At 66.8% G+C, this 23,721-nt stretch carries 31 protein-coding genes; 28 read left to right on the top strand and 3 right to left on the bottom strand.

Features of this window, described 5'->3' with window-relative positions; translation table 11 throughout:
* Window positions 1-10: 10 nt before the first annotated feature.
* The 8 genes from nifW to FHS74_RS25135 all read left to right on the top strand — a co-directional run bounded on the left by nifW (window position 11) and on the right by FHS74_RS25135 (window position 7,320).
* A complete protein-coding gene (gene nifW / locus FHS74_RS25170) occupies window positions 11-367 on the top strand; it encodes a nitrogenase stabilizing/protective protein NifW (protein WP_184806925.1) in 357 nt (118 codons plus the stop codon).
* A gap of 165 nt (window positions 368-532) precedes the next feature.
* Entirely contained in the window at window positions 533-1,387 is an 855-nt protein-coding gene (locus FHS74_RS25165; protein WP_184806923.1) for an electron transfer flavoprotein subunit beta/FixA family protein, read from the top strand.
* 46 nt (window positions 1,388-1,433) lie between these two features.
* Window positions 1,434-2,525, top strand: coding sequence for an electron transfer flavoprotein subunit alpha/FixB family protein (locus tag FHS74_RS25160; RefSeq protein ID WP_184806921.1), 1,092 nt, complete (start codon window positions 1,434-1,436; stop codon window positions 2,523-2,525).
* A gap of 25 nt (window positions 2,526-2,550) precedes the next feature.
* The gene (locus tag FHS74_RS25155) at window positions 2,551-3,855 is read left to right on the top strand and encodes an FAD-dependent oxidoreductase (RefSeq protein WP_184806919.1); all 1,305 of its coding nucleotides are present in this window, start codon (window positions 2,551-2,553) and stop codon (window positions 3,853-3,855) included.
* The gene (locus tag FHS74_RS25150; RefSeq protein ID WP_184806917.1) at window positions 3,852-4,166 is read left to right on the top strand and encodes a ferredoxin family protein; all 315 of its coding nucleotides are present in this window, start codon (window positions 3,852-3,854) and stop codon (window positions 4,164-4,166) included. The genes FHS74_RS25155 and FHS74_RS25150 overlap by 4 nt, the downstream gene beginning before the upstream one ends.
* A complete protein-coding gene (gene modD / locus FHS74_RS25145) occupies window positions 4,166-5,065 on the top strand; it encodes a ModD protein (protein ID WP_343067031.1) in 900 nt (299 codons plus the stop codon). The genes FHS74_RS25150 and modD overlap by 1 nt, the downstream gene beginning before the upstream one ends.
* 179 nt (window positions 5,066-5,244) lie before the next feature.
* Window positions 5,245-7,023, top strand: a complete 1,779-nt coding sequence (nifA, locus tag FHS74_RS25140) for a nif-specific transcriptional activator NifA (RefSeq protein WP_184806915.1) — start codon at window positions 5,245-5,247, stop codon at window positions 7,021-7,023.
* 90 nt (window positions 7,024-7,113) lie between these two features.
* Window positions 7,114-7,320 (top strand): TOBE domain-containing protein, encoded by a 207-nt coding sequence (locus FHS74_RS25135; protein ID WP_184806914.1) that lies wholly within the window; start codon window positions 7,114-7,116, stop codon window positions 7,318-7,320.
* 46 nt (window positions 7,321-7,366) lie between these two features.
* Here the strand turns inward: FHS74_RS25135 and FHS74_RS25130 are convergent, their stop codons facing one another.
* Complete coding sequence (locus FHS74_RS25130) at window positions 7,367-7,918, bottom strand: DUF2478 domain-containing protein (RefSeq protein ID WP_184806912.1); 552 nt, start codon at window positions 7,916-7,918, stop codon at window positions 7,367-7,369.
* A gap of 285 nt (window positions 7,919-8,203) precedes the next feature.
* Between FHS74_RS25130 and nifT the strand changes: the two genes are divergently transcribed.
* The 14 genes from nifT (at window position 8,204) to FHS74_RS25060 (ending at window position 16,110) form a co-directional block, all read left to right on the top strand.
* On the top strand, window positions 8,204-8,422 hold the full coding sequence (gene nifT, locus FHS74_RS25125) for a putative nitrogen fixation protein NifT (RefSeq protein ID WP_184806910.1): 219 nt from the start codon (window positions 8,204-8,206) through the stop codon (window positions 8,420-8,422).
* 2 nt (window positions 8,423-8,424) lie between these two features.
* The gene (locus FHS74_RS25120; protein WP_184806908.1) at window positions 8,425-9,306 is read left to right on the top strand and encodes an SIR2 family NAD-dependent protein deacylase; all 882 of its coding nucleotides are present in this window, start codon (window positions 8,425-8,427) and stop codon (window positions 9,304-9,306) included.
* Window positions 9,307-9,515: 209 nt separating this feature from the next.
* Window positions 9,516-11,078 carry a nitrogenase cofactor biosynthesis protein NifB gene (nifB, locus tag FHS74_RS25115; RefSeq protein WP_184806906.1) on the top strand — a complete coding sequence of 521 codons (1,563 nt, stop codon included), beginning with the start codon at window positions 9,516-9,518 and terminating at the stop codon, window positions 11,076-11,078.
* A gap of 87 nt (window positions 11,079-11,165) precedes the next feature.
* Window positions 11,166-11,390, top strand: a complete 225-nt coding sequence (locus FHS74_RS25110) for a 4Fe-4S binding protein (RefSeq protein ID WP_184806904.1) — start codon at window positions 11,166-11,168, stop codon at window positions 11,388-11,390.
* Between the two features lie 14 nt (window positions 11,391-11,404).
* Window positions 11,405-11,737: a HesB/IscA family protein gene (locus FHS74_RS25105; protein ID WP_184806902.1), complete on the top strand. Its 333-nt coding sequence runs from the start codon at window positions 11,405-11,407 to the stop codon at window positions 11,735-11,737.
* A gap of 26 nt (window positions 11,738-11,763) precedes the next feature.
* Entirely contained in the window at window positions 11,764-12,306 is a 543-nt protein-coding gene (locus FHS74_RS25100) for a tetratricopeptide repeat protein (protein WP_184806900.1), read from the top strand.
* Window positions 12,299-13,072, top strand: coding sequence for a 4Fe4S-binding leucine-rich repeat protein (locus FHS74_RS25095; RefSeq protein WP_211106535.1), 774 nt, complete (start codon window positions 12,299-12,301; stop codon window positions 13,070-13,072). Before FHS74_RS25100 ends, FHS74_RS25095 begins: the two co-directional genes overlap by 8 nt.
* Window positions 13,069-13,395, top strand: a complete 327-nt coding sequence (locus FHS74_RS25090) for a nitrogen fixation protein NifZ (RefSeq protein ID WP_184806898.1) — start codon at window positions 13,069-13,071, stop codon at window positions 13,393-13,395. The genes FHS74_RS25095 and FHS74_RS25090 overlap by 4 nt, the downstream gene beginning before the upstream one ends.
* Window positions 13,392-13,631 (top strand): nitrogen fixation protein NifZ, encoded by a 240-nt coding sequence (locus FHS74_RS25085; RefSeq protein ID WP_184806896.1) that lies wholly within the window; start codon window positions 13,392-13,394, stop codon window positions 13,629-13,631. The genes FHS74_RS25090 and FHS74_RS25085 overlap by 4 nt, the downstream gene beginning before the upstream one ends.
* A 27-nt stretch (window positions 13,632-13,658) precedes the next feature.
* Window positions 13,659-14,015: a DUF3024 domain-containing protein gene (locus FHS74_RS25080; protein WP_184806894.1), complete on the top strand. Its 357-nt coding sequence runs from the start codon at window positions 13,659-13,661 to the stop codon at window positions 14,013-14,015.
* A 16-nt stretch (window positions 14,016-14,031) separates the two neighbouring features.
* Window positions 14,032-14,301, top strand: a complete 270-nt coding sequence (locus FHS74_RS25075; RefSeq protein WP_184806892.1) for a hypothetical protein — start codon at window positions 14,032-14,034, stop codon at window positions 14,299-14,301.
* Window positions 14,298-15,527 carry a DegT/DnrJ/EryC1/StrS family aminotransferase gene (locus FHS74_RS25070; RefSeq protein ID WP_184806890.1) on the top strand — a complete coding sequence of 410 codons (1,230 nt, stop codon included), beginning with the start codon at window positions 14,298-14,300 and terminating at the stop codon, window positions 15,525-15,527. The genes FHS74_RS25075 and FHS74_RS25070 overlap by 4 nt, the downstream gene beginning before the upstream one ends.
* A 46-nt stretch (window positions 15,528-15,573) precedes the next feature.
* Window positions 15,574-15,882, top strand: coding sequence for a 2Fe-2S iron-sulfur cluster-binding protein (locus FHS74_RS25065; RefSeq protein WP_184806888.1), 309 nt, complete (start codon window positions 15,574-15,576; stop codon window positions 15,880-15,882).
* A 12-nt stretch (window positions 15,883-15,894) separates the two neighbouring features.
* A complete protein-coding gene (locus FHS74_RS25060) occupies window positions 15,895-16,110 on the top strand; it encodes a hypothetical protein (protein WP_184806886.1) in 216 nt (71 codons plus the stop codon).
* A gap of 74 nt (window positions 16,111-16,184) precedes the next feature.
* Here FHS74_RS25060 and FHS74_RS25055 read toward each other — a convergent pair whose 3' ends face one another.
* A complete protein-coding gene (locus FHS74_RS25055) occupies window positions 16,185-16,595 on the bottom strand; it encodes a group II truncated hemoglobin (RefSeq protein WP_184806884.1) in 411 nt (136 codons plus the stop codon).
* Between the two features lie 294 nt (window positions 16,596-16,889).
* Between FHS74_RS25055 and sufB the strand changes: the two genes are divergently transcribed.
* The 6 genes from sufB to FHS74_RS25025 are packed head-to-tail and all read left to right on the top strand — an operon-like array spanning window position 16,890 to window position 22,665.
* On the top strand, window positions 16,890-18,356 hold the full coding sequence (gene sufB, locus FHS74_RS25050; RefSeq protein WP_184807026.1) for a Fe-S cluster assembly protein SufB: 1,467 nt from the start codon (window positions 16,890-16,892) through the stop codon (window positions 18,354-18,356).
* A gap of 55 nt (window positions 18,357-18,411) precedes the next feature.
* On the top strand, window positions 18,412-19,170 hold the full coding sequence (gene sufC, locus FHS74_RS25045; RefSeq protein ID WP_184806882.1) for a Fe-S cluster assembly ATPase SufC: 759 nt from the start codon (window positions 18,412-18,414) through the stop codon (window positions 19,168-19,170).
* A gap of 10 nt (window positions 19,171-19,180) precedes the next feature.
* Window positions 19,181-20,473, top strand: coding sequence for a Fe-S cluster assembly protein SufD (gene sufD / locus FHS74_RS25040; protein ID WP_184806880.1), 1,293 nt, complete (start codon window positions 19,181-19,183; stop codon window positions 20,471-20,473).
* On the top strand, window positions 20,470-21,744 hold the full coding sequence (locus FHS74_RS25035) for an aminotransferase class V-fold PLP-dependent enzyme (protein ID WP_184806878.1): 1,275 nt from the start codon (window positions 20,470-20,472) through the stop codon (window positions 21,742-21,744). Before sufD ends, FHS74_RS25035 begins: the two co-directional genes overlap by 4 nt.
* An 11-nt stretch (window positions 21,745-21,755) precedes the next feature.
* Window positions 21,756-22,238, top strand: coding sequence for a Fe-S cluster assembly sulfur transfer protein SufU (gene sufU / locus FHS74_RS25030; protein ID WP_184806876.1), 483 nt, complete (start codon window positions 21,756-21,758; stop codon window positions 22,236-22,238).
* Between the two features lie 22 nt (window positions 22,239-22,260).
* Window positions 22,261-22,665, top strand: coding sequence for an iron-sulfur cluster assembly protein (locus tag FHS74_RS25025; protein WP_184807024.1), 405 nt, complete (start codon window positions 22,261-22,263; stop codon window positions 22,663-22,665).
* A gap of 313 nt (window positions 22,666-22,978) precedes the next feature.
* Here FHS74_RS25025 and FHS74_RS25020 read toward each other — a convergent pair whose 3' ends face one another.
* Window positions 22,979-23,716, bottom strand: coding sequence for a class I SAM-dependent methyltransferase (locus FHS74_RS25020; RefSeq protein ID WP_184806875.1), 738 nt, complete (start codon window positions 23,714-23,716; stop codon window positions 22,979-22,981).
* Between the last annotated feature and the right edge of the window lie 5 nt (window positions 23,717-23,721).

Raw genomic sequence — 23,721 nt, 5'->3', positions numbered from 1 at the left:
AGGTGACGTGATGGGTGTGTTGGCGGACCTGGGACGGCTATCGGCGGCGGAGGAGTTCTTCGACTTCCTGGCGGTGCCCTATGAGGCGTCGGTGGTCCGGGTGGCCCGGCTGCACATCCTGCGTCGCATGGGCCAGTACCTGCGGGGCAGTGAGGCTGAGGGGGCGTTCGACGGGCTGGACGACGCGGCGATCCGTGACCTCTGCCGTGCCCACCTGGAACAGGCCTACCAGGATTTCGTCGCCTCCTCCCCTATCGCCGAGCGGCTGTTCAAGGTTCACCAGGACGCGGTGGCCCCCAAGGCGCCGCCGGCCAAACCTTTCGTGCCGTTGGCGTCCCTCGGCCCGGCGAAGCCGTCGGTGGGATAGAGGCGACATCGCTGTCGCCTATCCGACAAACCGGTCGGTTTCCGGGCCATCCTGCGGATGTGTACTTCAAGCGTTTCCAAGGGGTTGCCACATGGCATGGCACTTGCGTTAAGCCACCATGTGACCCGCTTCCAACAGGCTCCGCGCGGGCGAGAGAGAGGACCGATGCACATCGTCGTTTGCATGAAACAGGTTCCCGACAGCGCGCAGATCCGGGTGCATCCGGTGACCAACACCATCATGCGCCAGGGGGTGCCGACCATCATCAACCCCTACGACCTGTTCGCGCTGGAGGAGGCGTTGCGCCTGCGCGACCGATTGGGCGGGGAGGTGACCGTCCTGACCATGGGGCCGCCCATGGCCGAAGAATCCTTGCGCAAGGCGCTGACCTTCGGGGCGGATCGCGCCGTGTTGCTGACTGACCGGTTCTTCGCCGGGTCCGATACCTTGGCCACCAGCTTCGCTCTGGCGGCGGCGCTGGCCAAGATCGGCCAGGAATTCGGCGTGCCGCCCATCGTTTTCACCGGCAAACAGACCATCGACGGCGACACGGCCCAGGTTGGGCCCGGCATCGCCAAGCGCCTGGGCCTGAACCAGTTGACCTATGTGGCGAAGATCGCCGACCTGGATCCCACCGCCGGCACCATCACCGTGGAACGGCGGGCCGAGGGCGGGGTGCAGGTGCTGTCGACCCGCCTGCCGGTGCTGGTCACCATGCTGGAAGGCGTGAATGAAATCCGCCGGGGCAGCCTGGATGACGCCTACCGCGCGGCCCGGGCCACCATCGTGAAATGGACGGCCGCCGACGCCGGCATCACCGACCTGGGCAAATGCGGCCTGCGCGGCTCACCCACCATCGTCAAGAAGGTCTTCGCCCCCCAGGCGCGGGCGGAGAAGGTGCGCCAGGTGCCGACCGCCGATGTGTCGACCGAGGCCTTGGCGGCCTCGGTGATGGCCGAAATCTTCAAGTGCCAGCCGGCGCTTGAGGGGGAGTTGATGCGCTTTTCCGCCGGGCCGTGAGCCGGCGCCATTTTCACAGCCGATCAGACAGACAGGGGGCTGCACCATGACCGACGCACCGAAACCGGCGCCGGCCGGCCGGGCCGGCACGAAGCGGGAATTGCCGGAGCACTTCAAGGCTTACAAGCACGTCTGGGTGGTCGTGGAGTGTGAGCATGGCGTGGTCCACCCCGTGGCCCTGGAGTTGCTGGGCGAAGGGCGCAAGCTGGCGGACAAGCGCGGGGTGGAACTGGCCGGGGTCGTCCTTTGCGGCGATGACCTGACCGCGGCGTTGGTGGCCGCGGCCTGTTTCGAGCATGGGGCCGACCTGGTCTATACCGTCACCGATCCGGTCCTGGCCCACTATCGCAATGAGCCCTACACCCGGGCCATGACCGATCTGGTCAACACCCACAAGCCGGAGATCCTGCTGCTGGGGGCGACCAACCTGGGGCGGGATCTGGCGGGGTCGGTCGCCACCACCCTGCTGACCGGCCTGACGGCGGACTGCACGGAACTGGCCATCGATGACGAAGGGTCGTTGGCGGCCACGCGGCCCACCTTCGGCGGATCGCTGTTGTGCACCATCATGACCCTGAACTACCGGCCGCAGATGGCGACGGTACGGCCCCGGGTGCTGGCCATGCCCGCCCGCCAGATCGGCCGCTGGGGCCGCGTCGTGGTCCATCCCCTGAACCTGGCGGAAGACGACATCATCACCAAGGTGCTGCGCTTTGTCGCCGACCGGGAATCCGACAAGGCGCAGCTGGCCTACGCCGACATCGTCGTCGCCGGCGGCCTGGGCCTGCGGTCGGCAGAGAACTTCCAGCTGGTGCGGGCCCTGGCCGAGGTGCTGGGCGGTGACTATGGGGGTTCGCGCCCCCTGGTGCAGAAGGGCTGGATCAGCGCCGACCGGCAGATCGGCCAGACCGGCAAGACCATACGGCCCAAGCTGTACATCGCCGCCGGCATTTCCGGCGCCATCCAGCATCGGGTGGGGGTCGAGGGCGCGGACACCATCGTCGCCATCAACACCGACCCCAACGCCCAGATATTCGACTTCGCCCATCTGGGCGTGGTGGCCGACGCCATCGAACTGCTGCCGGCCCTGACCGAGGCCTTTCGCGCCCACCTGTCGGTCAATCGTCTCGCTGGCTGAGGAACGCCGGCAGAAGGAGGAAGGCATGATCGGAGAACGCTTTGACGCCATCGTCGTCGGCGCCGGCCCCTCCGGCAACGCGGCGGCCTACACCATGGCCAAGGAGGGGCTGAAGGTCCTTCAACTGGAACGGGGCGAGTATCCGGGATCGAAGAACGTGCAGGGCGCCATCCTGTACGCCGACGCCCTGGAGAAGATCATCCCTGATTTCCGCGAGGACGCGCCGCTGGAACGCCATGTGATCGAGCAGCGCCTGTGGACCATGGACGACACGTCCTATGTCGGCATGCACTACCGGTCCGAGGACTTCAATGAGGAAAAGCCCAACCGCTACACCATCATCCGCGCCCAGTTCGACAAGTGGTTCAGCGGCAAGGTGAGGGAAGCCGGGGCCGTCCTGCTGTGCGAGACCACGGTGACCGAATTGCTGCGCGACACGCAGGGCCGGGTCATCGGGGTGCGCACCGACCGTGACGGCGGCACGGCCTTCGCCGACGTGGTCATCCTGGGCGAGGGGGTGAATGGCCTGGTGGGCCAACGCTCGGGCCTGCGGCCGGAGCTGAAGCCGGACAGCGTGGCGCTGGCGGTCAAGGAGATGCACTTCCTGCCCCGCGAGGTCATCGAAAGCCGCTTCAATCTGAAGGGCAACGAGGGCGTGGTGATCGAGGCCATGGGCACCATCACCGACGGCATGACCGGCACCGCCTTCCTCTACACCAACCAGGAATCCATCTCCGTCGGCATCGGCTGTATCGTTTCCGATCTGGTGGACAGCGACCGCACCCCCTATGGCCTGCTGGAGGCGTTCAAGCGCCATCCCAGCGTGCGGCCCTTGCTGGAAAACTCCGAATGCAAGGAGTACGCGGCCCACCTGATCCCCGAGGGTGGCTTCAACGCCATGCCGGACTTGTACGGCGACGGATGGATCGTGGTGGGCGACGCCGGACAGTTCGTCAACGCCGTGCACCGCGAAGGCTCCAACCTGGCCATGACGACCGGGCGCATCGCGGGGGAAACGGTGGTCTGGCTGAAGCGCCGCCGCGAGGAATTGTCCAAGGCCAACCTGGCCGAGTACCAACGGCGGCTGGAAGACACCTTCGTCATGAAGGACCTGAAGAAGTACCGGAAAATCCCGGCCTTCCTGCACAACAACAAGCACGTGTTCGGCCTGTATCCCAAGCTGATCAGTGCCGCGGCGCAAACCTGGTTCCGGGTGGATGGCGTTGATAAACGCACCAAGGAAAAGCAGATCTTCAAGGCGCTTCGCCAGGGCCGGACGCTGCCCGGCCTGATCGGCGACGCCGTCAAACTGGCGAGGTCGTGGCGATGAACACGGTGGACGTAAGCGCGGCCGGGCCGGCCGTCAAGGTGGAGGAACGGCTGTTCCAGAACCGTTATCTGGTGGATGCCGGGCGACCGCACATCAAGATCAGGCCGCACGAGGCGCCGTCCAAGGCGCTGCTGGCGCTGACCCATCTCTGCCCCGCCGGCTGCTACAGCCGGAACGACAAGGGGCAGGTGGAGGCGGTGGTGGACGGCTGCGTCGAATGCGGCACCTGCCGTGTCGTCACCGCCAAGACGGGCGAGGTGGAATGGAACTACCCGCGCGGTGGCTTTGGCGTCCTGTTCAAGTTCGGCTGATGCCCATGGACATAGGGGGCGGCATCCCGGCCTGGCGGCTGGCGGACGCCGAGATCGAACGCCTGGTGGACGAGGATTTGCGCTTTGGCGACCTGACCACCCGCGCCCTCGGCATCGGGGGGCGGCCAGGCCGCATGAGCTTCGCCGCCCGCCCGGCCGGCCAGTCGACTGTCGCCCCGCCGACCATGGTGCTGTCGGGCGTGGACGAGGCGGCGCGCCTGCTGGCCCGGATGGGGGCGACCGTGACATTCGCGGCGCCATCCGGCGGTCGCTACCCGGTCGGCGCGCCGCTGCTGACGGCGGAGGGACCGGCCGCCGCGCTGCACGGCGGCTGGAAGGTGGCGCAGACGGTGATGGAATGGGCGTCCGGCGTGGCCACGGCGACCTGCGAGATCGTCCAGGCCGCCCGCGCGGTCAGGTCCGACATCGCCGTGCTGTGCACCCGCAAATCGATACCCTTCACGCGCCAATTGTCCTTGAAGGCGGTGATCGATGGCGGCGGCGAGGTCCACCGCCTGGGGCTGTCGGATACCCTGCTGGTCTTTCCCGAACATCGGGTCTTCCTGGGCGGCGACCTGGGGGCGGCGATCGCCGCCCTGAAACGGCGGGTGCCGGAACGGGCCGTCATGGTTGAGGTGACGTCGGAGGCGGAGGCCCTGGCCGCGCTCGATGCCCAGGCCGACGTCATCCAACTGGAAAAGTTCTCGCCGAACGCGGTGGCCGACTTGGCGCGTCGTATCACCAGGCGCGGAGATGGCCGCCCGATCATCGCGGCCGCCGGTGGCATCAACGCCGGCAATTCGGCGGCCTACGCGGCGGCGGGCGCCGATACGTTGGTCACCTCCGCCCCCTTTTATGCGAAACCTGTCGACATCCAGGTTCACATCGTCGCCACGTGAATACTGGGTTAGTATTTATGTTTTCCGGCAAAACCAATAATCGGGCGAGCGAATCGGAACATGAATTCTCTTGCGCCTGCGTTTCGCACCTGCGAGACTAACTATAGACAGTTGGTTCTTCGGTCCGTGACCGATGCCGGATGTCGGATAAGTTGCCCTCATGCAAGAGGAGACGTCCGATGCCTGTGACTGGTGCCGCCTCATCGCTGTTCGTCCCGCCGTTGGCGACCCCGGGCCCTTCCGCCCGCGCTGCGGAATTCTCCACCCGGGCGGAAATCGCGCTGCACGGCGTCTATGAGATTTCCAAGATCCTCGCCGTGCCGGCGCGGCTTGAGACCACGCTTTCCAACGTCCTGGCCCTGCTATCCAGTTTCCTGGAGATGCACCACGGCATCATCGCCTTGCTGGGCGATGACGGCGCGCCGGAGGTTGTGGTGGGCCTGGGTTGGACGGAAAGGAACGCCAAGAGCTATTTTGACCGCCTACCCGAACGGGCGATCGGCCAGATCGTCACCACCCAGATGCCGGTGGTCGTGGAAAGCGTGGCGGACAGCCCGCTGTTCGCCGACTGGTCACCGGTGGAATGGTCCACGGATGCCCGCGTCTCCTTCGTCGGTGTGCCGATCAAGGAACGGGACCGTGTCATCGGCACCTTGACCCTGGACCGGACCTGGGATGGAAAGACCATGGTCCGCCTGGATGAGGACGTCCGTTTCCTGGTGATGATCGCCAACCTGGTGGGTCAGACCGTCCGCCTGCACGACGTCATCGGCCGCGACCGCGAACGGCTGATGAGTGCGCAGCGCCGGCTGGAAAAGGAACTGTCGGAAACCGTCCGTCCTGACCGCGACGCCGGGGTGCCGGCGGGTGGGGCGCCGGGCGGCGGGGTGCAGGGCATCGTCGGCACCAGTCCGGCCATCCGCGCCGTGATCGATAAGATCAAGATCGTCGCCCGCAGCAATTCCACCGTGTTGTTGCGGGGGGAATCCGGTACGGGCAAGGAGCTGTTCGCCCGTGCCACCCATGATCTGTCGCCGCGCAAAAAGGGCCCCTTCGTCAAGCTGAACTGCGCCGCCCTGCCGGAATCCATGCTGGAGTCCGAACTGTTCGGCCATGAGAAGGGGGCGTTCACCGGCGCGCTGGCGCAACGCAAGGGGCGCTTCGAACTGGCCCATGGCGGCACGCTGTTCCTGGATGAGATCGGGGAAATCTCCCCCTCCTTCCAGGCCAAACTGCTACGCGTCCTGCAGGAAGGGGAGTTCGAGCGGGTGGGCGGCACACGCACGCTTCAGGTCGATGTCCGGCTGGTGACGGCGACGAACAAGAACCTGGAGGACGCGGTGGCGAAGGGGGAGTTCCGCGCCGATCTCTACTACCGCATCAATGTGGTGTCGATCTCCCTGCCGGCGCTCCGTGAGCGGCGGGAAGACGTGAAGCTGCTGGCGGGGGAATTCCTGCGCCGCTTCAATCAGGAACACGGCACCCAGATGGCCTTGACCCCCTCGGCCAAGGACGTGCTGGAAGGGTGCTACTTCCCCGGCAATGTCCGTGAGCTTGAGAACTGCGTCCGGCGGACGGCCACCCTGGCCAAAGATCCCCGGATCATGGCCGACGATTTCGCCTGCCATCATGACGAATGCCTGTCCTCCACCCTGTGGAAGGGCGCGATCGGCACGGGGGCATCGTTCAAGATCATTCCCCGCGTGGCGCCCGCGCCGCGTCCGGTGCCGGAAGCCCCGGCGGGCGGCGACACTGCCGTGGCACCGCCCGCCGGCTGCCCGCAATCCGGAACCTGCAGCGTGGCGCAGGGCGAGGGCCCGTCGGAACGTGAGCGTCTGCTGCAGGCCATGGAAACGGCGGGGTGGGTGCAGGCCAAGGCCGCGCGCCTGCTGAACCTGACGCCGCGTCAGGTCGGCTACGCCCTGACCAAGCATAACATTTCGGTGAAGAAATTCTGATTCCCGCAACCGTCGCGATCTATCTCCGGACGGTGCGGGTCATCCCGGGCCCCTGAGGCCCCTACACCAGGAAAAGATGGGTAACTGACTATGAAACTCAGCGCGCGGAATGTTATCGAGGGCAAAGTCGTCGCGGTCACCAAGGGCGTCACCACCGCCCACGTGAAGATCGAGATCGCCAACGGCTGCCTGATCACCTCCTCCATCACCAATGAATCCGTGGACGATCTGGGCCTCGCGATCGGGGATACCGTGTCCGCCATCATCAAATCGTCCGACGTGATCATCGGCAAATAACGTCCCGTCCGGATGGGAAGGGGGCCGCCTGTTGGCGGCCCCTTTTTTATCGGGCCGCCACCCACCGGGACGTCTCGTTCCACCAGTCATTGATGATGGCGCGGTCGCAGGCCAAGGTCGTGCCGTAGCCGCCGGTGAAGGCCCGCCAGGCGTCCTGGAAACGCCTCGGCACGGCGGTCAGCACGGGCAGGCCCGCGGCCACCGCCGCCGCGATTTCGCTGCGCAGGCCGCCGCCCTCCACTTCGGTCTTGCCGAATTTGTTGACGATGACCAGTTCAACCCCGTCATCGATGGCCCGGGTGACGGCCTGGGCCGCGTCGGCCAAGCCGGCCTGGTTCAGCCGGCAGGCCGTCGATCCTGGCCCCAGGTTCTGGCAGATGGGGATGGCGTGGCCCGTCCGCAGATCCACCACCTCCATCAGCTTCCCCAGCCCGCCCTCATCATGCTGGTTGCGTTGGACGATCCCCCCGATCCGCCGGCCCTGGGCACGTAGCTGGCCGGCGAAGGCCGCCAGCAGCTGATCGACGTCGTCCGCCGGGTGATAAATCACGGCGGCCAAATTCAACAGGTTCTGGGTGAAGGTGGCGCTGTCAGGCATGGGGCCTCCTGTCGGCTGGATCTGCTCCCGGCGATCACGATCCGGATTATCCGATGGTTGCAGCCGGCGTGCCAGCCCCAGTGTGGCCTGAGCGGGCCGGTTGACGCCGATCCGGCCCAATCCGGTCGGGGATGCGACAGGGGCTGTCGGGTTCCCGACGTGGGCGAATGGCGCGAAATGGCAGGCATTCCGCCGTTCGCGGGGGCGGGGTCGTCTGGCACGCCCCTTGCTGAATTCCATGGGGGTGGGGCGTCCCATCCCCCGAAGTCGCAAGGAAGCCCGTCAATGAAGGTGATGATCCGCCGCTCGCCCGAGAGCGGGCTGTCGATTTACGTGCCCAAGAAAGACCTGGAGGAACCCGTGGTCGAGGCGGAGCACGAGACGCTGTGGGGCGGGTGGGTCCGCATCGCCAATGGCTGGGTGCTGGACTTGCCTGAAATGGCGGCGGACACCCGCCTGCCCATCACGGTCAATGCGCGCAAGCGCGGCGGGGAGGAGGACTGACGATGACGGCGGCATGCGCGATCTTGGACGCCGGGGTGGAGCCCGAGGCGCTGTTGGCCGATCTGGCCAGCGGCCTGCGGCAGGGCAGCGTCGTCCCCTATCTGGGGCCCGGACTGGCGCAACAGATGGATGCCGATGCCGCGCCGTCCCCGGTTCCGGCCACGCCGGAAGCGCTGGCGGAATTCTTCGCCGGCAAGGTGGCCCTGCCGCGCCGCGCCAAAGGCAACGCCTGGGCGTCGGCGCAGCACATCGAGAGCTATAAGCACCGCGCCACGCTGTCGGCGTGGATGGCGGAGGCGTTCCAGCCGCCGGTGGCGCCCACGGCCCTGCATGCCCATCTGGCCGCCCTGGATCTGCCGTTGATCGTGGACAGCTGGTACGACGGGGCCATGCGGACGGCATTGGCGGCCCATGGCGACACGTGGGGGGAGGTGCAGGGCATCACCCGTGCCGGTATCGGCGAGGATCGCTGGTACCGCTTCTATGATGCCGGCGGGGCGGAGGTCCACCGGGCGCAAGCGGCCGACTGGACCACCCTGTTGTACAAGCCCCACGGCGGCGCGCTGCCGGCGCGGAATTTCCTGATCTCGGATGCGGACTATGTCGAGGTTCTGACGGAGATCGACATCCAGACCCCCATCCCCGAGGTGGTGAAGGACAGGCGCCGGGATCGCGCCTTCCTGTTCATCGGCTGTCGTTTCCACGACCAGTTGCTGCGCACCTACGCCCGCCAGGTGACCAAGCGGTCAGGGGCCCGGCACTACGCCATCGTGGATCCGGCTGCCCTGACCCGCAATGAGGTGAAGTTCCTGTCGGCCCAGGGGCTGACGCCCATCGCGCTGCCCTTGGCGCGGGCGGTTGAAATTCTGCGCGACGCGGCGTGAGCCCTGTCGCGTTTCCGCCAGACGTACCAGCGCCTGTCGGTAAGCCGACATCGGCGTTTCTCAACAAGTAACTGATATAAAACAGAATATTGCGATCCTGATAGTGGCATGCCGGTTGCTGAACCGGTGGGTGACCAGTCCCGGCCTTGACGTCCGACCGCCGGCCTTTTGCCCCGAGAGCGAGGGCGGCTCAAAAGCGAGGAACGAATATGCACGCATCGACGCAGCAAGACGGGGCCTCCGCAGGCGCCCTTCCCACCATCGACGCCGTGATGCAGCAGGTGGCGGAGCACAAGGGCTGCGGCACCCAGGGCGGCAGCGGCAAGGCCAGTTGCGGATCGGCCGCAGGCCAGGGCGACCTGCCCACCGAGATTTGGGAGAAGGTGAAGAACCATCCCTGTTACAGTGAGGAGGCGCACCACCACTATGCCCGCATGCATGTGGCGGTGGCGCCAGCCTGCAACATCCAATGCAATTACTGTAATCGCAAATACGACTGCGCCAATGAATCCCGCCCCGGGGTGGTCAGCGAACGGCTGACCCCGGAGCAGGCCGCCAAGAAGGTGTTGGCCGTCGCCTCCACCATTCCGCAGATGACCGTGCTGGGCATCGCCGGGCCGGGCGATCCCCTGGCCAACCCGGCCAAGACCTTCAAGACGTTCGAGCTGATTTCCCAGACAGCACCCGACATCAAGCTGTGCCTGTCGACCAACGGCCTGGCGTTGCCCGACCATGTCGACACCATCGCCCGCTACAACGTCGACCATGTGACCATCACCATCAACATGGTCGACCCCGAAATCGGCGCCATGATCTATCCGTGGATCTTCTGGAAGCACAAGCGCTACACCGGCGTCGAGGCCGCCAAGATCCTGACGGACCGCCAGCTTCAGGGCCTGGAGATGCTGACCGAGCGGGGCATCCTGTGCAAGGTCAACTCGGTCATGATCCCGGGCGTCAACGACCGGCACTTGGTGGAGGTCAACCGGGCGGTGAAGTCCCGCGGCGCCTTCCTGCACAACATCATGCCCCTGATTTCCGCCCCCGAGCACGGCACCGTGTTCGGCCTGACGGGTCAGCGCGGTCCCACCGCGCAGGAGTTGAAGGCTCTGCAGGACAGCTGCGAGGGCGAGATGAACATGATGCGCCATTGCCGCCAGTGCCGGGCCGATGCCGTCGGCTTGCTGGGCGAGGACCGCAGCGCGGAGTTCACCACCGACAAGATCATGGAGATGGAGGTCGCCTACGACCTGGACGGCCGTAAGGCCTACCAGGCCAAGGTGGAGGAGGAGCGGGTGGCCAAGGTGGCGGCCAAGCAGGAGGAGTTGGCGACGCTGGCGGGCGAAAGCAGCGACATCACCCTGCTGGTGGCCGTGGCGACCAAGGGGTCGGGCCTGATCAACGAACATTTCGGCCATGCCAAGGAATTCCAGGTCTATGAGTTGTCGACCGCCGGCGCCAAGTTCGTCGGCCACCGCCGGGTGGACCTGTACTGCCAGGGCGGCTATGGCGATGAGGGCAGCCTGGAAACGGTCATCCGCGCCATCAACGACTGCCATGCCGTCTTTGTCGCCAAGATCGGCGGCTGCCCCAAGGATGACCTGACCAAGGCCGGCATCGAGCCCGTGGACGGTTACGCCCACGAGTTCATTGAGAAATCAGCCATCGCCTGGTTCAAGGGCTATCTGGAAAAGGTGACCAGCGGTGCGCTGGAACACCACCCGCGCGGCGACGCCGCCATCCGCCAGGGCGCGCTGATCGTCGCCGCCTGAGGCGCGCCGATCCTTGTCGCCCGAGGCGCCTGGCGGGGTGGGCCGCATCCCCCCCGCCAGGACATCCCCCACGAGGAGCATACCGTCATGGCCTTGAAGATCATCGCGTCCCAGTGCACCAGTTGTTCGGCTTGCGAGGCCGAATGCCCCAACGTGGCAATCTCCGAAAAGAACGGCACCTTCGTCATCAACCCGAAGAAGTGCACGGAATGCCTGGGGCATTTCGATGCGCCGCAGTGCGCCGCCGTCTGTCCGGTCGACAACACCTGCGTCATCGACACCTCATATCCGCGCTACCAGATTCCGGCGTAAAGGAGCCTTTCCTCATGAGCTTCACCATCACCCCCGCCGCCGAGCGGTTCATTCGCTTCATGCTGCGCGCCGACGGCGGCCCGGACAGCGGCTTTCGCCTGGTGCTCAGCCCCGGCGGCTGTTCCGGCCTGTCGGCGGACATCAGCGTCAAGGACGCGGCCCAACCGGGCGACGCCGTCATTGAACGCGACGGCCTGCGCCTGTTCCTGCCGGCGGAAAGCCGCATTCTCCTGGAAGGCGTGACCATCGACTTCACCGACGGCGCGTCGCAGACCGGCCTGGTCTTCCGCGATCCCAAGGCGACGTCGTGCGGGTCGGCCGTCAGCGCGCCGGTTCGGCTTCAGTAGGCGGCGGTCGGGGAGGGGCCAGGGGCATGATGGGACCGCTGGGACATGGTGATCGACGGTCGGCCATCGCGGAGGACGCCTTGCTGGCGGATGCCCTGCTGGGCGGCGGCCTGCCGGCGGCGGCCGAGTACCATCTGGGCGCCGCCGGCCAGGCCTATCACCTGGACGAGGTGGCCTTGCGCCATCTGCGGCATGCCCGGACGGCGGCGCCCGGCCATGCCGCCGTCCTGATCGCCTTCTACCGGTTCTATTTCTACAAGGGGCGGCTGGCCGACGCCTTGGACGTCGCCCGGTTGTGCCTGGCCAAGGCGGCGCAGGACAATCACCTGTCCCCCGACTGGCGGCAGGTCACCGCCGTCGACGCCGATTTCGGCAGCTATGACAGCCAGTTGCCCCGCTTCTTCCTGTTCACGCTCAAGGGCTACGCCTATCTGCAGATGCGCCTGGGCAACCTGGATGAGGGGTTGGCCGCCGTGCTGAAGCTTCTGGAACTGGACCCCACCGACAAGGTCGGCGCCGAGGTCCTGCTGAATGTCATACAGCGCATGGGGCAGGACGATCATGACTGACATCGATGAGGCGGTGGATTGGCTGGGGGCGCCGGTGTCCTGCGACACCTGTGGGCACGGCGCCCTGCGGGATGTGGGTCGCTGTCGGCTGAGGCAGGCGTGCGTCAATGACCGTTACGCCCGGCGGATCGACCGGTTCTTCACCTGGAATCCGGATCTCGCCAACGACTACCTGCGGCATCCGTATTTCGAGGTGCGGGCCATCGCCGCCAAGCATGCGGACATCTTTCTGCTGCCGCCGCTGCTGAATGACGAGGAAGAGACGGTGCGATGGAACGCCGTCCGTCGCCTGCCCAGGCGCTATGCCCTGCGGTTGCGCGCCGATCCCCATCGCGAGGTGCGCATCCGCGTCGCCACCTTGCTGGCGGATGCGGAGCTGATCCCCATGATGGCCGACCCCGATTACTACGTGCGCCTGGTCGTGGCGCGCCGGGTGGCGCCCCCCCTGTTGGCGCGCATGATGGCGGACAAGGAGCCGGAGGTGCGCCGCGTGGTCGCCTGCCGCCTGCCCGCCGATTGGGTCCTGCCCATGGCGGCCGACGCCGACGCCACCGTCCGGCTTGAGGTGGCGAAACGCCTGCCGGCCGACTTGCTGGCCCGGCTGGGCCGGGACCCCGACTGGCGGGTGCGGTTCGAGGTGGCGGGGCGCGTGCCGCTGCCCCAGGTGGTCACGCTGGCCAAGGATGAGGACATCCTGGTGCGCGAGATGGTGTTGTCCCGCCTATCCAGCACCGGGACCGATGGTTGGAAGGATATCGCGCCATGAGCAATATCGTCCGCGACAGTGACGTGGTGGAAATCGTGGAGCCGCCGGCCTTCACCTTTGGCGACAAGGTGCGGTCCCGGCGGACCATCCGCAACGACGGCACCTACGCCGGCAAGGAGATCGGCGACATCCTGGCCCGCAAGGGGGAGGAGGGCTATGTGGTCAGCATCGGCACCTTCCTGCAGCAGTTCTACATCTACGGTGTGGAATTCGTCGGCAGTGGCCATCGCGTCGGCATGAAGCGCAAGGAGCTGGAGCCGGTGGCCGTGGCCGACGACGATGCCGATCTGCCGCTGCCCACCGTCGCCGGGGGACGGCCATGATCGAACCCAGGACGCCCAAGTACCAATGGGGCCAGCGTGTGCAGGTGCTCACCGACCTGCACAACGACGGTTCCTACCCGGAGGCGGTGGCCGACGCCCTGCTGGTCACCGCCGGCACCGCCGGCGAGATCGTGCAGGTGGGAACCCACACTGAAACCAACACCCCGATCTACCTCATCGAATTCGCCGATCTTCGGGTCATCGGATGCCTGGAGGAGGAGATCGCGCCGCTTTGATCTGAATGGGTTTGGACCAGGATGTGCATGATGGCAGCACCCCAGCAGGATACCGCGACGTTGGGACGGGGTCCCCATCCCAACGATGTCGACCGCAAGCGCATCGAACGCGCCCTGGCGGCGCGGCAGCGCTATCTCTACGTCCAGCCCAGCGTGCTGCCGGCGGCCCATGGCTATCGCATCGAAAGCCCCTGCTGCTCCCGCAACATCGACGCCACCGGCGGGGTCATCGACGTCGCCTTGATCGAATACCGCCAGGACGGCTGGCGCCTGTATCGCCGGGACCATGGCCGTGCCGCCTGGGAACTGCATGGCAGTTACGGCCGGCTGCGCGACCTGCTGGACCTGTTGAACACCGATGCCGACCGGCTGTTCTGGCAATGAGGGAGGAGAGGGCGACATGGTCGTAAGCACGGAGGATTTGGGGCTGATCGATGGCCTCCTGGCGCGGCCGGTTGCGGATGAGGGCGTGTTCGCCGATCTGCGCGTCCTGCTGCCGCACCTGTCGTGGACGCGCTGTGACGCCTCCGACGTGGTGGAGGCGCCGTTCCGCAGTTATCCAAGCTTCGACCTGCATCTGCTGGATGGCCGCGACCACTGCGTTCATCTGACGCCGGATCCGGCCTGCGCCACGGGCGTGGTGCTGGCGCGCCGCGCGGTGCCGTCATGATCGCCGCCCAGGGGGAGGCCCAGCGGGAGGCCCAGACGGAGGTGGCCCAGACGGAAGTGGTGGATGATGGCGATGTCCTGGACGTGGGCACCATTCCGCTCAGCGATCCGGACATCACCACCGCCGAACTGGCCGCGGTGGAGGCGGTGCTGCGCTCCCCCCGGGTATCCGGCGGTGCCGTGGTTGAGGCGTTTGAGGCGGCGTTCGCCCATTACCTCGGGCGCGACTACGCGATCGCGGTGCCCAGCGGCACGCTGGGCCTGCTGATGGCGCTGGAGGCGCACGGCATCGGCCCGGGGGATGAGGTTGTCGCCGCGCCCTATTCCTTTCGCGAGACGGCCCATGCCATCAGCCTGGCGGGCGCGCGGCCGGTGTTCGCCGACATCGACTATTGGGCGGGCACGCTGTCCCCGGAAAAGGCGGCAGCGCGCATCACGCCCAAGACCCGCGCCCTCATTGGCGGCAACAGCAACGGCCACCCCGCCGATTGGGCCGCGCTGCGCGCGCTGGCGACCCAACATGGTTTGATCCTGATCGAGGATTCCACCGAGGCCATCGGCTCGCGCTACCAGGGTGCCCTGGTCGGCACCTTCGGGGATACGGCCGTGTTTGATTTCTCCCAACCCCTGCCGCTCACCTGCGGCGAAGGCGGCATGGTGGTGACCAACGACGTTGACATCGCCATGGCCCTGCGACGCCGCCGGACGCACCGCCCCCATGAGCGCACGTCGGTGGTGGTCAGCGGCACGCCGCCCTATCAGGCGGGAATGAGTGACCTGGCGGCGGCCCTGGGTCTGGCCCAGTTGCGGCGCCTGGATGAGATCCTGGAGCGGCGGCGGCTGGTCCAGCACCTGTATTTCAAGCACGTCCAATCCTTCGAGGGCATCAAGGACCCCTATGTCGGGCCGGATGCCACTGAGGTGAACTGGCTGTTCTATCTGGTTCAACTGGGGACCCGGTTCTCTCGATCCAGCCGCGACGCCATCATCGAGGATCTGCGGGTGGAGCAGGTGGAGGCGGTGGCCTACAGCCACCCCTTGCATCTGCAACGCCACTATTTCGACCTGGGTTACCGCCGGGGCGACTTCTTCGTGACGGAGAAGGTGGCCGACCGGGCCGTGGCGCTGCCCTTCCATACCCATCTCAGCGAAGACCAGATCGCTTTCATTGTCGGCACCATGAAGGATGCCTCGATCAACGTCGGGGCGGGTGCCGCGATTTACTGATGACACACGAGAACAATCGCCATTTTAAAATAAAGGAGCTTCCGTTATGTCCCTGCTGACCATCATGCCGTCCGGCAAGACCATCACCGCCGGTGAAGGCATGACGCTGCTGGCGGCCATCCTGGCCGCGGATGAGGCGCTGACCCACAAGTGCAACGGCAACGCCGCCTGCGGCACCTGCCACGTTTACGTCCAGGAGGGGCGCAAGGGCCTGTCGCGGATCGCCAAGGAAGAGAACGAGAAACTGGATGCCATCGTCGGCGTCGGCTCCAAGTCACGGCTGGCCTGCCAGGCCAAGATCCTGGGCACCGAGGATATCAAGGTCGAACTGCTGGGCTTCGGCTCCGGCTTTTGAAGGAGGGAAGGGATGCAAACCGAAACCGTCATGATCCACGTGCGCTTCGCCCCCAATGGCACGGTGGTGGAAATCGGGGAACGCCCGCCGGCCCTGGCCCCGCAGGACTGGTTCAACCATCTGAGCCTGCGGGCCGGCATGCATTATCAGACCTTCGTCGGCGGCCGGGGTCTGTTCCGGTTGCCGCGACCCGAGGTCGAGAGCTTGAAGGCGGACGTCGCCGCCTAGGCGTCCGCTTTCCGGAAGGCGCCGCGCTGTCACGACGGGCGCGGCGCCGTTCGGCTTGGGCTCAGTCCTGGGGATCAGTCCTGGCCTTCCGGCTGGTTGCGCATCCAGTCGGCCAGGGGGGCGAGCGCCGCCAGGATGGCGTGGCGCGCGTCGGCTTGGGGCACCGTCTCGTCCAACGCCCGCTTCATGCACAGCAACCAGGCGTCACGCTCCGCCGTGCCGACTTTGAAGCCCATGTGCCGCGCCCGCAGGCGGGGGTGGCCGCGCTCCGCCGAATAATCGCCGGGTCCGCCCATCCACTGCGCCAGATACAGCTTCAGCACGCGCTTGGTCTCGGTCAGGTCCGGGGCGTGGATGGCGCGCAATTCCCGCGCCTCCGGCAGCGTGTCCATATTTCGGTAGAACGCCTCAACCAGACGGCCAATGGGTTCCGCCCCGCCGATCCGCTCATAGATCGTGACCGTCCCGGCCTCTTGCGTCGTCATTCGCCCCAACTCCCTTCCTGAAAACACCCCGCCCCGGCGGTGCAGGAAACATGCCGCGCCCGCGGCGCCCGCGCCAATGCCGGCCGCAGGCCCCACCAGCGCGTTGAATGAGGGTTGCGCGGATACCCTTGGTGCCGAACCCCCCTGTCGCAATCGTGACAAACGTCGTGATCCGAACGCGGCCGTTCCAGCTAATCCCTTACGAAACAGGGGTTTCCGGTCTGGCACGACAGTTGCTGAACCCAGGGGCACGCAAGCTGAAACGGGATGCCGCACGCCATGTCCGATCTCGCGATGACCGAAAGGGCCGACGCACCGCCCGACACTCTGGATGGCCTGATCAAGGGCACCGGCGATGGCTACAAATATGGTTTCGTCACCGATATCGAGGCTGACGAGGCGCCCCCCGGCCTGGACGAGGGCACGGTGCGCTTCATCTCCGCCAAGAAGGGGGAGCCGGCGTGGCTGTTGGAATGGCGGCTGAAGGCCTTCCACCGCTGGCAGCGGATGGCGCCGCCGGATTGGGCCAAGCTGAACATCGCGCCCATCGACTACCAGGCCTCCACCTACTATTCCGCGCCCAAGGCGAACAGCGGGCCCAAGTCCCTGGACGAGGTCGATCCCGAACTGCTGAAGACCTATGAGAAGTTGGGGATCCCGCTGGGCGAGCGCGCGGCCCTGGCCGGCGTCGCCGTCGACGCCGTGTTCGACAGCGTGTCGGTCGCCACCACCTACAAGGACAAGCTGGCCGACCTGGGCATCATCTTCTGTTCCTTCGGTGAGGCGGTGCGCGAACATCCCGACCTGGTGCGCCGCTACCTGGGATCGGTCGTGCCCCAGGGGGACAATTTCTTCGCCGCCCTGAACTCCGCCGTGTTCAGCGACGGGTCCTTCGTCTATGTGCCGCCCGGCGTGCGCTGCCCGATGGAGCTGTCCACCTATTTCCGCATCAACGCCGCCAAGAGCGGGCAGTTCGAGCGCACCCTGCTGATCGCCGACAAGGGCGCCTATGTCAGCTATCTGGAAGGCTGCACCGCGCCCCAGCGCGACGAGAACCAACTGCACGCCGCCGTGGTGGAACTGGTGGCGCTGGAGGATGCGGAGATCAAATACGCCACGGTGCAGAACTGGTACCCGGGCGACGAGAACGGCAAGGGCGGCATCTATAACTTCGTCACCAAACGCGGCGCCTGCCGGGGCGACCGGGCCAAAATCTCCTGGGCGCAGGTGGAGACGGGCTCCGCCATCACCTGGAAGTATCCCAGCTGCCTGCTGGAGGGCGACGGCTCGGTGGGGGCGTTCTATTCGGTCGCCATCACCAACAACCTGCAGCAGGCCGATACCGGCACCAAGATGATCCACATCGGGCGCGATACCAGCTCGACCATCATTTCCAAGGGCATTTCGGCCGGCCGGGGCCAGAACACCTATCGCGGCCAGGTGAAGGTGATGCCCAGGGCGGAGGGGGCCCGCAACTACACCCAGTGCGACAGCCTGCTGATCGGCAAGAAATGCGGCGCCCATACCGTGCCCTACATCGAGGTGCGCCACCCCAGCGCCAAGGTGGAGCATGAGGCCACGACCTCGAAGATCAGCGAGGACCAGATGTTCTATTGCCAGCAGCGCGGCCTGACGCAGGAGGACGCGCTGTCCCTGATCGTCAACGGCTTCTGCAAGGAAGTGCTGAAGGAACTGCCCATGGAATTCGCGGTCGAGGCCCAGAAGCTGCTGGCCGTCAGCCTGGAGGGCAGCGTGGGTTAGCAGGGCCGGGCAGCGTCACGACACATCCGCAAGCGACCGACAAAGGGACCCCACCATGACCAATCTCCTGGAAATCCGCGATCTGCGGGCCCGCATCGTCGGCGGCCGCGACATCCTGAAGGGCATCGACCTGGACGTGGCGCCGGGGGAGGTGCACGCCATCATGGGCCCCAACGGCGCGGGCAAGAGCACACTGTCCAGCGTGCTGGCGGGCAAGCCGGGGTATGAGGTCACCGGCGGTTCCATCCTGTACCAGGGGCGCGACCTGCTGGCCCTGCCGGCGGACGAGCGGGCGCGGGAGGGCGTCTTCCTGGCGTTCCAGTACCCGGTCGAAATTCCGGGCGTGAACAACATGTACTTCCTGCGCGCCGCGCTGAACGCCGGGCGGCGTCAGCGCGGCGTCCCGGAACTGGATGCCGCGCAGTTCCTGAAGGCGGTGCGCGACAAGCTGAAGCTGCTGGACATCAGCGACGACCTGTTGCGCCGTGCGGTGAACGTCGGCTTTTCCGGCGGCGAGAAGAAGCGCAACGAGATCTTCCAGATGGCGATGCTGGAACCCAAGCTGGCCATCCTGGATGAGACGGACAGCGGCCTGGACATCGACGCCCTGCGGGTGGTGTCGGACGGCGTCAACCGCCTGCGCGATCCCAACCGGGCCATCGTCCTGATCACCCACTACCAACGCCTGCTGGACTACATCGTCCCGGACCACGTGCATGTGCTGAGCGACGGCCGCATCGTGGCGTCGGGCGACAAGACCTTCGCGGCGGAGCTGGAACGTACCGGCTACGCCCATCTCGGCAGCGCGGCTTGAGGGGGATGGAATGCTGATCACCCAAGAGAGCGCTTCCTACCAGGATGCCGTGCCCCCAGGGGGCCAGCCACCTTGGCTGGCCCGGCACCGGGCCGCCGGCATGGCTCGTTTCGCCGCCGAAGGCTACCCCAAGCGCAGCCAGGAGGCATGGCGGTTCACCGACCTGCGGCCCCTGACCGCGTCCGTGTTTCCCCCGGCGCCGCCCGACCCGGTCGCGGTCGACGCGGCGACCGTGGCGCCCCACCGGCTGCCGTGCCCCAGCCATCGCCTGGTGCTGGTCAACGGCCGTTTCGCGCCGGCCCTGTCCGATATCGGTGTGCTGCCGGAGGGCGTCTGGCTGGGATCGGTGACGGACGCGCTCCGCGAGCGCCCCGATCTGGTGGCCGCGTCCCTGGCGGAGGGCGAAGCGTCCCTTGCCGCCCTGAACGCCGCCTTGTTCGCCGACGGCTTCGTGCTGGCGGTGGAGGCGGGCGTGACCTTGGAAGCCCCGGTTGAGGTCATCCACTATGCCGACATGGGCGCCCCGGCGGCGGCCCATGTGCGCAACCGGATGGTCGTCGGGGCGGGCGGCCGGGCGACGGTGATCGAGACATCGACGGGCGTGGGTGCTGGCTGGCTCAACACGGTGACGGTGGTGACGGTGGCGACGGGCGGTGCCTTGCGCCATGTGCAGCTTCAGCGCGATGCCGCCGAGGCGATCCATACCAGCGTCGTGCGGGGCGACCTGGCGGGCGACGCCCGCTACGAGAGCTTCAGCCTGATGGCCGGCGGGCGTCTGTCGCGCCGGGACATCCAGGTCAATCTGGGCGGCCCCGGCGCCAGCGTGGCGCTGAATGGCGCCTATCTGCTGCGGGGCAGCCAGGAGGCCACCTTCGCCCCGGTGGTGACGCACGCGGCCCCCCATTGCCGGACGGATGAGGTGGTGAAGGGAGTGATGCAGGACCGCGCCCACGGCGTTTTCCTGGGCACGGTGCGGGTTCATCCCGGCGCCGACGGCACCGATGCCCGGCAGTTGAACCGCAATCTGCTGCTGAGCCCGACGGCCTGGGTCGACACCAAGCCCGAGTTGGAAATCCTGGCCGACGACGTGAAGTGCAGCCACGGCGCCACGGTCGGCAGCCTGGACGAGGCGTCGCTGTTCTACCTGCAGGCCCGGGGCATCGACCCCGCCACCGCCCGCCTGATGCTGGTGGAGGCGTTCGCCGCCGACGTCATCGACGGCGCCGGGCTGGATGAGCCCATTCGCGACCATGTGCACGGCCATCTGCGGTCATGGCTGGATGGTTTGGAGGGCGGGCGATGAGCGTGTTGATCCAGGAGCGGCCCATGGTCGCCCGCGCCGATGGCGGGGCCTTCGACCCCGTCGTGATCCGGCGCCAATTTCCCGTTTTCGAGCGCAATCCCGGGCTGGTGTTCCTGGATACGGCGGCCAGCGCGCAGAAGCCGGCGGCGGTGATCGACGGCCTGGCCGAATACTACCGCACCGACTACGCCAACGTGCATCGCGGCGTCTATGGCCTCAGCGCCCGCTCCACCGCCCGGTTCGAGGCGGCGCGGGAACGGGTGGCGCGGTTCCTCAACGCCGCCGATGCCAGCGAGATCGTCTTCGTGCGCGGTGCGACGGAGGGCATCAACCTGGTGGCCCAGGCCTGGGGATTGGCCTTCCTGAAGCCGGGGGACCAGGTCCTGGTCTCGGAACTGGAGCACCATTCCAACATCGTGCCCTGGCAGATGCTGCGCGACCGCCTGGGTATCGAGCTGGTGGTGGCGCCTATCGACGCCGGTGGCGGCCTGGACCTTGAGGCGTTCGCCCACTTGCTGACGCCCCGCACCAAACTGGTGGCCATGACCCATGTCGCCAACGTCACCGGCGGCCTCGTCCCGGTGGAGAGGGTGGTCGACCTCGCCCATGCCTGTGGGGCCAAGGTCCTGCTGGACGGTTGCCAGGCGGTGCCGCGGCTGCCGGTCGACGTGCGGGCCCTGGATTGCGACTTCTACGTCTTCTCCGGCCACAAATGTTATGGGCCCACGGGCATAGGCGTGCTGTACGCCAAGCGGGCCGTGCTGGATGCCATGCCGCCCTGGCAGGGCGGCGGCGACATGATCCGCACGGTGACCTTCGCCAAGACCACCTATCAGGACGCCCCCCAGCGGTTCGAGGCGGGCACGCCCGACATCGCCGGCGCCATCGGCCTGGGCCTGGCGTTGGACTTCATGGACGGTCTGGGGATGGCGGCCATCCGTGACCATGAGGCGGCCCTGACCGACCACGCCCGGGACGCCCTGTTGGCCGTGCCCGGCGTCACTCTCATCGGCGCCGACGGCCCCGGGCTGGGCGTGGTGTCGTTCCAGGTCGACGGCATTCATCCCCATGACCTGGCCACCATCTTCGACCGGCATGACGTGGCCATCCGCGCCGGCCACCACTGCGCCCAGCCGCTGATGGACCGCCTGGGCGTGGTGGCGACGGCGCGGGCTTCCTTCGGGGTCTATAGCGACGAAGACGACGTCGCGGCCCTGGTCGCCGCCGTGCGCGCGGCTCAGCGCCTGTTCGGCCTGACGTCGGCGCGATAGGAGAAACCGCCATGATGGATTTGCGTGACCTTTACCAGGACATCATCCTGGACCATGGGCGTCATCCCCGGAATTTTGGTCCGTTGCCGGATCCCAGCCATCTGGCCCATGGCCATAACCCGCTGTGTGGCGACACGGTGACCATCTTCGTGCGCCTGCGGGACGACCGCATCGCCGAGGTGAGTTTCGAGGGCAAGGGCTGCGCCATCTCCACCGCCTCCGCCTCGCTGATGACCGAGGTGATGCTGAACAAGACCCTGGCCGAGGCCCAGGCCCTGTTCGCGCATTTCCACACCCTGGCCACCGGCGGGGCCACCGGCGGGCTCACCGGGGGCGCCCCCGGATTGCCGCCGGGCCTGGAGGAGGAGGGCGATCGGCTGGAGCCGCTGGCCGGCGTCAAAGCCTACCCCGCCCGGGTCAAATGCGCAACGTTGGCCTGGCATACGCTGGAAGCGGCGGTGCGAGGTGGCGGCACGGTCGTGAAGACGGAGTAGAGGCGATGAAGGCCGCACCGTGATGAGGACCCCACAGACGGACACCGGGCTGGCGGACGTGACGTCCGACCCGCCGGCGGCGGCCCCCCGGGCCGCAGTGCGCCCCCAGCCCGATGGCGGCAACCCCGCGCTGGAGCGGGAGGTGGTGGAGGCGTTGAAGACCGTCCGCGACCCTGAAATTCCCGTCAACCTGGTCGATCTTGGCCTGATCTATGAGGTCATGGTGCGACAGGACGGCCTGGTCTATGTCGAGATGACGCTGACGACGCCGGCGTGTCCCGTCGCCACCTCCCTGCCGGGACAGGTTCAACATCTCATCTCCCTGGTCCCCGGGGTGAGTGTCGTCCTGGTGGAACTGGTGTGGGACCCGCCCTGGACCCGGGATCGCATGAGCGAGGAGGCCCGGCTGGAACTGGGCCTCCTTTGATGCCTGTCCCGCTGCGCCGCGGGCCCCGTCCCACCGCTTTGCCCCGCTAAACTATGCCGTCCCTGACACAATGTGTCACGACACTCATAGTTTGCGTCACATGCTTTCTTAACTAACTGATAATGTGGATAGGTTTTCAGATCTCAATCACAACTTTTTCAGAAAACGAACCAAAGAATGCCGCCTATCGATTGGCCTTTTGGGGGCGGGTACCGATTCCCACTTAATCCTTTCCGATCCAAATCCTATCGATGGACGCCGAAAGCGCCCGACGCGGGGGAACAACGAGGGGTCGGTTTCCGATGTGGCTGCGTCATCCCGGTCCTTTACGTCCTAGCACCAGCCCCGGAGCCAGAAAGCCGAAGCTGCCGAAGCGCCAGATCTGATCCCCGATGCCGCGCGAAATGACGGTTGTGATACCGGCTTCGCGCGCGCATAGCGCATAGTCGGACAAATGGCGGATATCGCTAATCACCAGGCGACCGTCCGGCGCGAGGACGCGGGCGATTTCGCGGATCGCGCGGGCGCGATCCGCAGGATCATAGAGATTGTGGATCGCTGCTGACGAGATAACGACATCGAAGCTGTCGTCCGGGAAGGGGATGTTCCGCATGTCGGCGCTGCGGCACTCGACGCGGCCGCTGACTCCTTCGCGCGCGGCATTCGCAATGACGGCGCCGGGGCCATTGCCGGAAAGGTCCTCCGTCTGCCAGATATCGATACCAATAACATGGCCGCGCGGCACGCGGCGCGCCGCCGCGATGGTAAAAAGGCCGCGCCCGCAGCCTATATCGATCACCCGCTCGTCACCGCGCCAGTCGATGCGGTCGAGGATGATCTCGCGAGCTCTGATCTTGCCGCGGGCGCTCGACCAGATCATGGCGACCGCGCCAGCGCCCATCGACAGGGCCGGCCAGATGAGGCCATTGAAGTGGATCGGCAGAATGTCGACGAGATCCAGCGCGAAAAGCGCTCCACAAATAAACGAGCCTAGCAATAGATTGCGGACAACGGGCGGCGCGTCGAGACCATAGGGAAAAAGGCGATCCATGCTTT

Origin of the sequence: Nitrospirillum iridis (genome assembly GCF_014205765.1) — a bacterium.
In the GTDB taxonomy this organism is placed as follows: Bacteria; Pseudomonadota; Alphaproteobacteria; order Azospirillales; family Azospirillaceae; genus Nitrospirillum; species Nitrospirillum iridis.
The sequence above is the reverse complement of the archived record's forward strand: the minus strand, read 5'-3'. Positions and strand labels throughout refer to the sequence as shown.

What these genes read in the sequence shown, in the direction of transcription:
- nifW (WP_184806925.1), top strand. Translation starts at nt 11, where the DNA reads ATGGGTGTGTTGGCGGACCTGGGACGGCTATCGGCGGCGGAGGAGTTC.
- FHS74_RS25165 (WP_184806923.1), top strand. Translation starts at nt 533, where the DNA reads ATGCACATCGTCGTTTGCATGAAACAGGTTCCCGACAGCGCGCAGATC.
- FHS74_RS25160 (WP_184806921.1), top strand. Translation starts at nt 1,434, where the DNA reads ATGACCGACGCACCGAAACCGGCGCCGGCCGGCCGGGCCGGCACGAAG.
- FHS74_RS25155 (WP_184806919.1), top strand. Translation starts at nt 2,551, where the DNA reads ATGATCGGAGAACGCTTTGACGCCATCGTCGTCGGCGCCGGCCCCTCC.
- FHS74_RS25150 (WP_184806917.1), top strand. Translation starts at nt 3,852, where the DNA reads ATGAACACGGTGGACGTAAGCGCGGCCGGGCCGGCCGTCAAGGTGGAG.
- modD (WP_343067031.1), top strand. Translation starts at nt 4,166, where the DNA reads ATGCCCATGGACATAGGGGGCGGCATCCCGGCCTGGCGGCTGGCGGAC.
- nifA (WP_184806915.1), top strand. Translation starts at nt 5,245, where the DNA reads ATGCCTGTGACTGGTGCCGCCTCATCGCTGTTCGTCCCGCCGTTGGCG.
- FHS74_RS25135 (WP_184806914.1), top strand. Translation starts at nt 7,114, where the DNA reads ATGAAACTCAGCGCGCGGAATGTTATCGAGGGCAAAGTCGTCGCGGTC.
- FHS74_RS25130 (WP_184806912.1), bottom strand. Translation starts at nt 7,918, where the DNA reads ATGCCTGACAGCGCCACCTTCACCCAGAACCTGTTGAATTTGGCCGCC.
- nifT (WP_184806910.1), top strand. Translation starts at nt 8,204, where the DNA reads ATGAAGGTGATGATCCGCCGCTCGCCCGAGAGCGGGCTGTCGATTTAC.
- FHS74_RS25120 (WP_184806908.1), top strand. Translation starts at nt 8,425, where the DNA reads ATGACGGCGGCATGCGCGATCTTGGACGCCGGGGTGGAGCCCGAGGCG.
- nifB (WP_184806906.1), top strand. Translation starts at nt 9,516, where the DNA reads ATGCACGCATCGACGCAGCAAGACGGGGCCTCCGCAGGCGCCCTTCCC.
- FHS74_RS25110 (WP_184806904.1), top strand. Translation starts at nt 11,166, where the DNA reads ATGGCCTTGAAGATCATCGCGTCCCAGTGCACCAGTTGTTCGGCTTGC.
- FHS74_RS25105 (WP_184806902.1), top strand. Translation starts at nt 11,405, where the DNA reads ATGAGCTTCACCATCACCCCCGCCGCCGAGCGGTTCATTCGCTTCATG.
- FHS74_RS25100 (WP_184806900.1), top strand. Translation starts at nt 11,764, where the DNA reads ATGATGGGACCGCTGGGACATGGTGATCGACGGTCGGCCATCGCGGAG.
- FHS74_RS25095 (WP_211106535.1), top strand. Translation starts at nt 12,299, where the DNA reads ATGACTGACATCGATGAGGCGGTGGATTGGCTGGGGGCGCCGGTGTCC.
- FHS74_RS25090 (WP_184806898.1), top strand. Translation starts at nt 13,069, where the DNA reads ATGAGCAATATCGTCCGCGACAGTGACGTGGTGGAAATCGTGGAGCCG.
- FHS74_RS25085 (WP_184806896.1), top strand. Translation starts at nt 13,392, where the DNA reads ATGATCGAACCCAGGACGCCCAAGTACCAATGGGGCCAGCGTGTGCAG.
- FHS74_RS25080 (WP_184806894.1), top strand. Translation starts at nt 13,659, where the DNA reads ATGATGGCAGCACCCCAGCAGGATACCGCGACGTTGGGACGGGGTCCC.
- FHS74_RS25075 (WP_184806892.1), top strand. Translation starts at nt 14,032, where the DNA reads ATGGTCGTAAGCACGGAGGATTTGGGGCTGATCGATGGCCTCCTGGCG.
- FHS74_RS25070 (WP_184806890.1), top strand. Translation starts at nt 14,298, where the DNA reads ATGATCGCCGCCCAGGGGGAGGCCCAGCGGGAGGCCCAGACGGAGGTG.
- FHS74_RS25065 (WP_184806888.1), top strand. Translation starts at nt 15,574, where the DNA reads ATGTCCCTGCTGACCATCATGCCGTCCGGCAAGACCATCACCGCCGGT.
- FHS74_RS25060 (WP_184806886.1), top strand. Translation starts at nt 15,895, where the DNA reads ATGCAAACCGAAACCGTCATGATCCACGTGCGCTTCGCCCCCAATGGC.
- FHS74_RS25055 (WP_184806884.1), bottom strand. Translation starts at nt 16,595, where the DNA reads ATGACGACGCAAGAGGCCGGGACGGTCACGATCTATGAGCGGATCGGC.
- sufB (WP_184807026.1), top strand. Translation starts at nt 16,890, where the DNA reads ATGACCGAAAGGGCCGACGCACCGCCCGACACTCTGGATGGCCTGATC.
- sufC (WP_184806882.1), top strand. Translation starts at nt 18,412, where the DNA reads ATGACCAATCTCCTGGAAATCCGCGATCTGCGGGCCCGCATCGTCGGC.
- sufD (WP_184806880.1), top strand. Translation starts at nt 19,181, where the DNA reads ATGCTGATCACCCAAGAGAGCGCTTCCTACCAGGATGCCGTGCCCCCA.
- FHS74_RS25035 (WP_184806878.1), top strand. Translation starts at nt 20,470, where the DNA reads ATGAGCGTGTTGATCCAGGAGCGGCCCATGGTCGCCCGCGCCGATGGC.
- sufU (WP_184806876.1), top strand. Translation starts at nt 21,756, where the DNA reads ATGATGGATTTGCGTGACCTTTACCAGGACATCATCCTGGACCATGGG.
- FHS74_RS25025 (WP_184807024.1), top strand. Translation starts at nt 22,261, where the DNA reads ATGAGGACCCCACAGACGGACACCGGGCTGGCGGACGTGACGTCCGAC.
- FHS74_RS25020 (WP_184806875.1), bottom strand. Translation starts at nt 23,716, where the DNA reads ATGGATCGCCTTTTTCCCTATGGTCTCGACGCGCCGCCCGTTGTCCGC.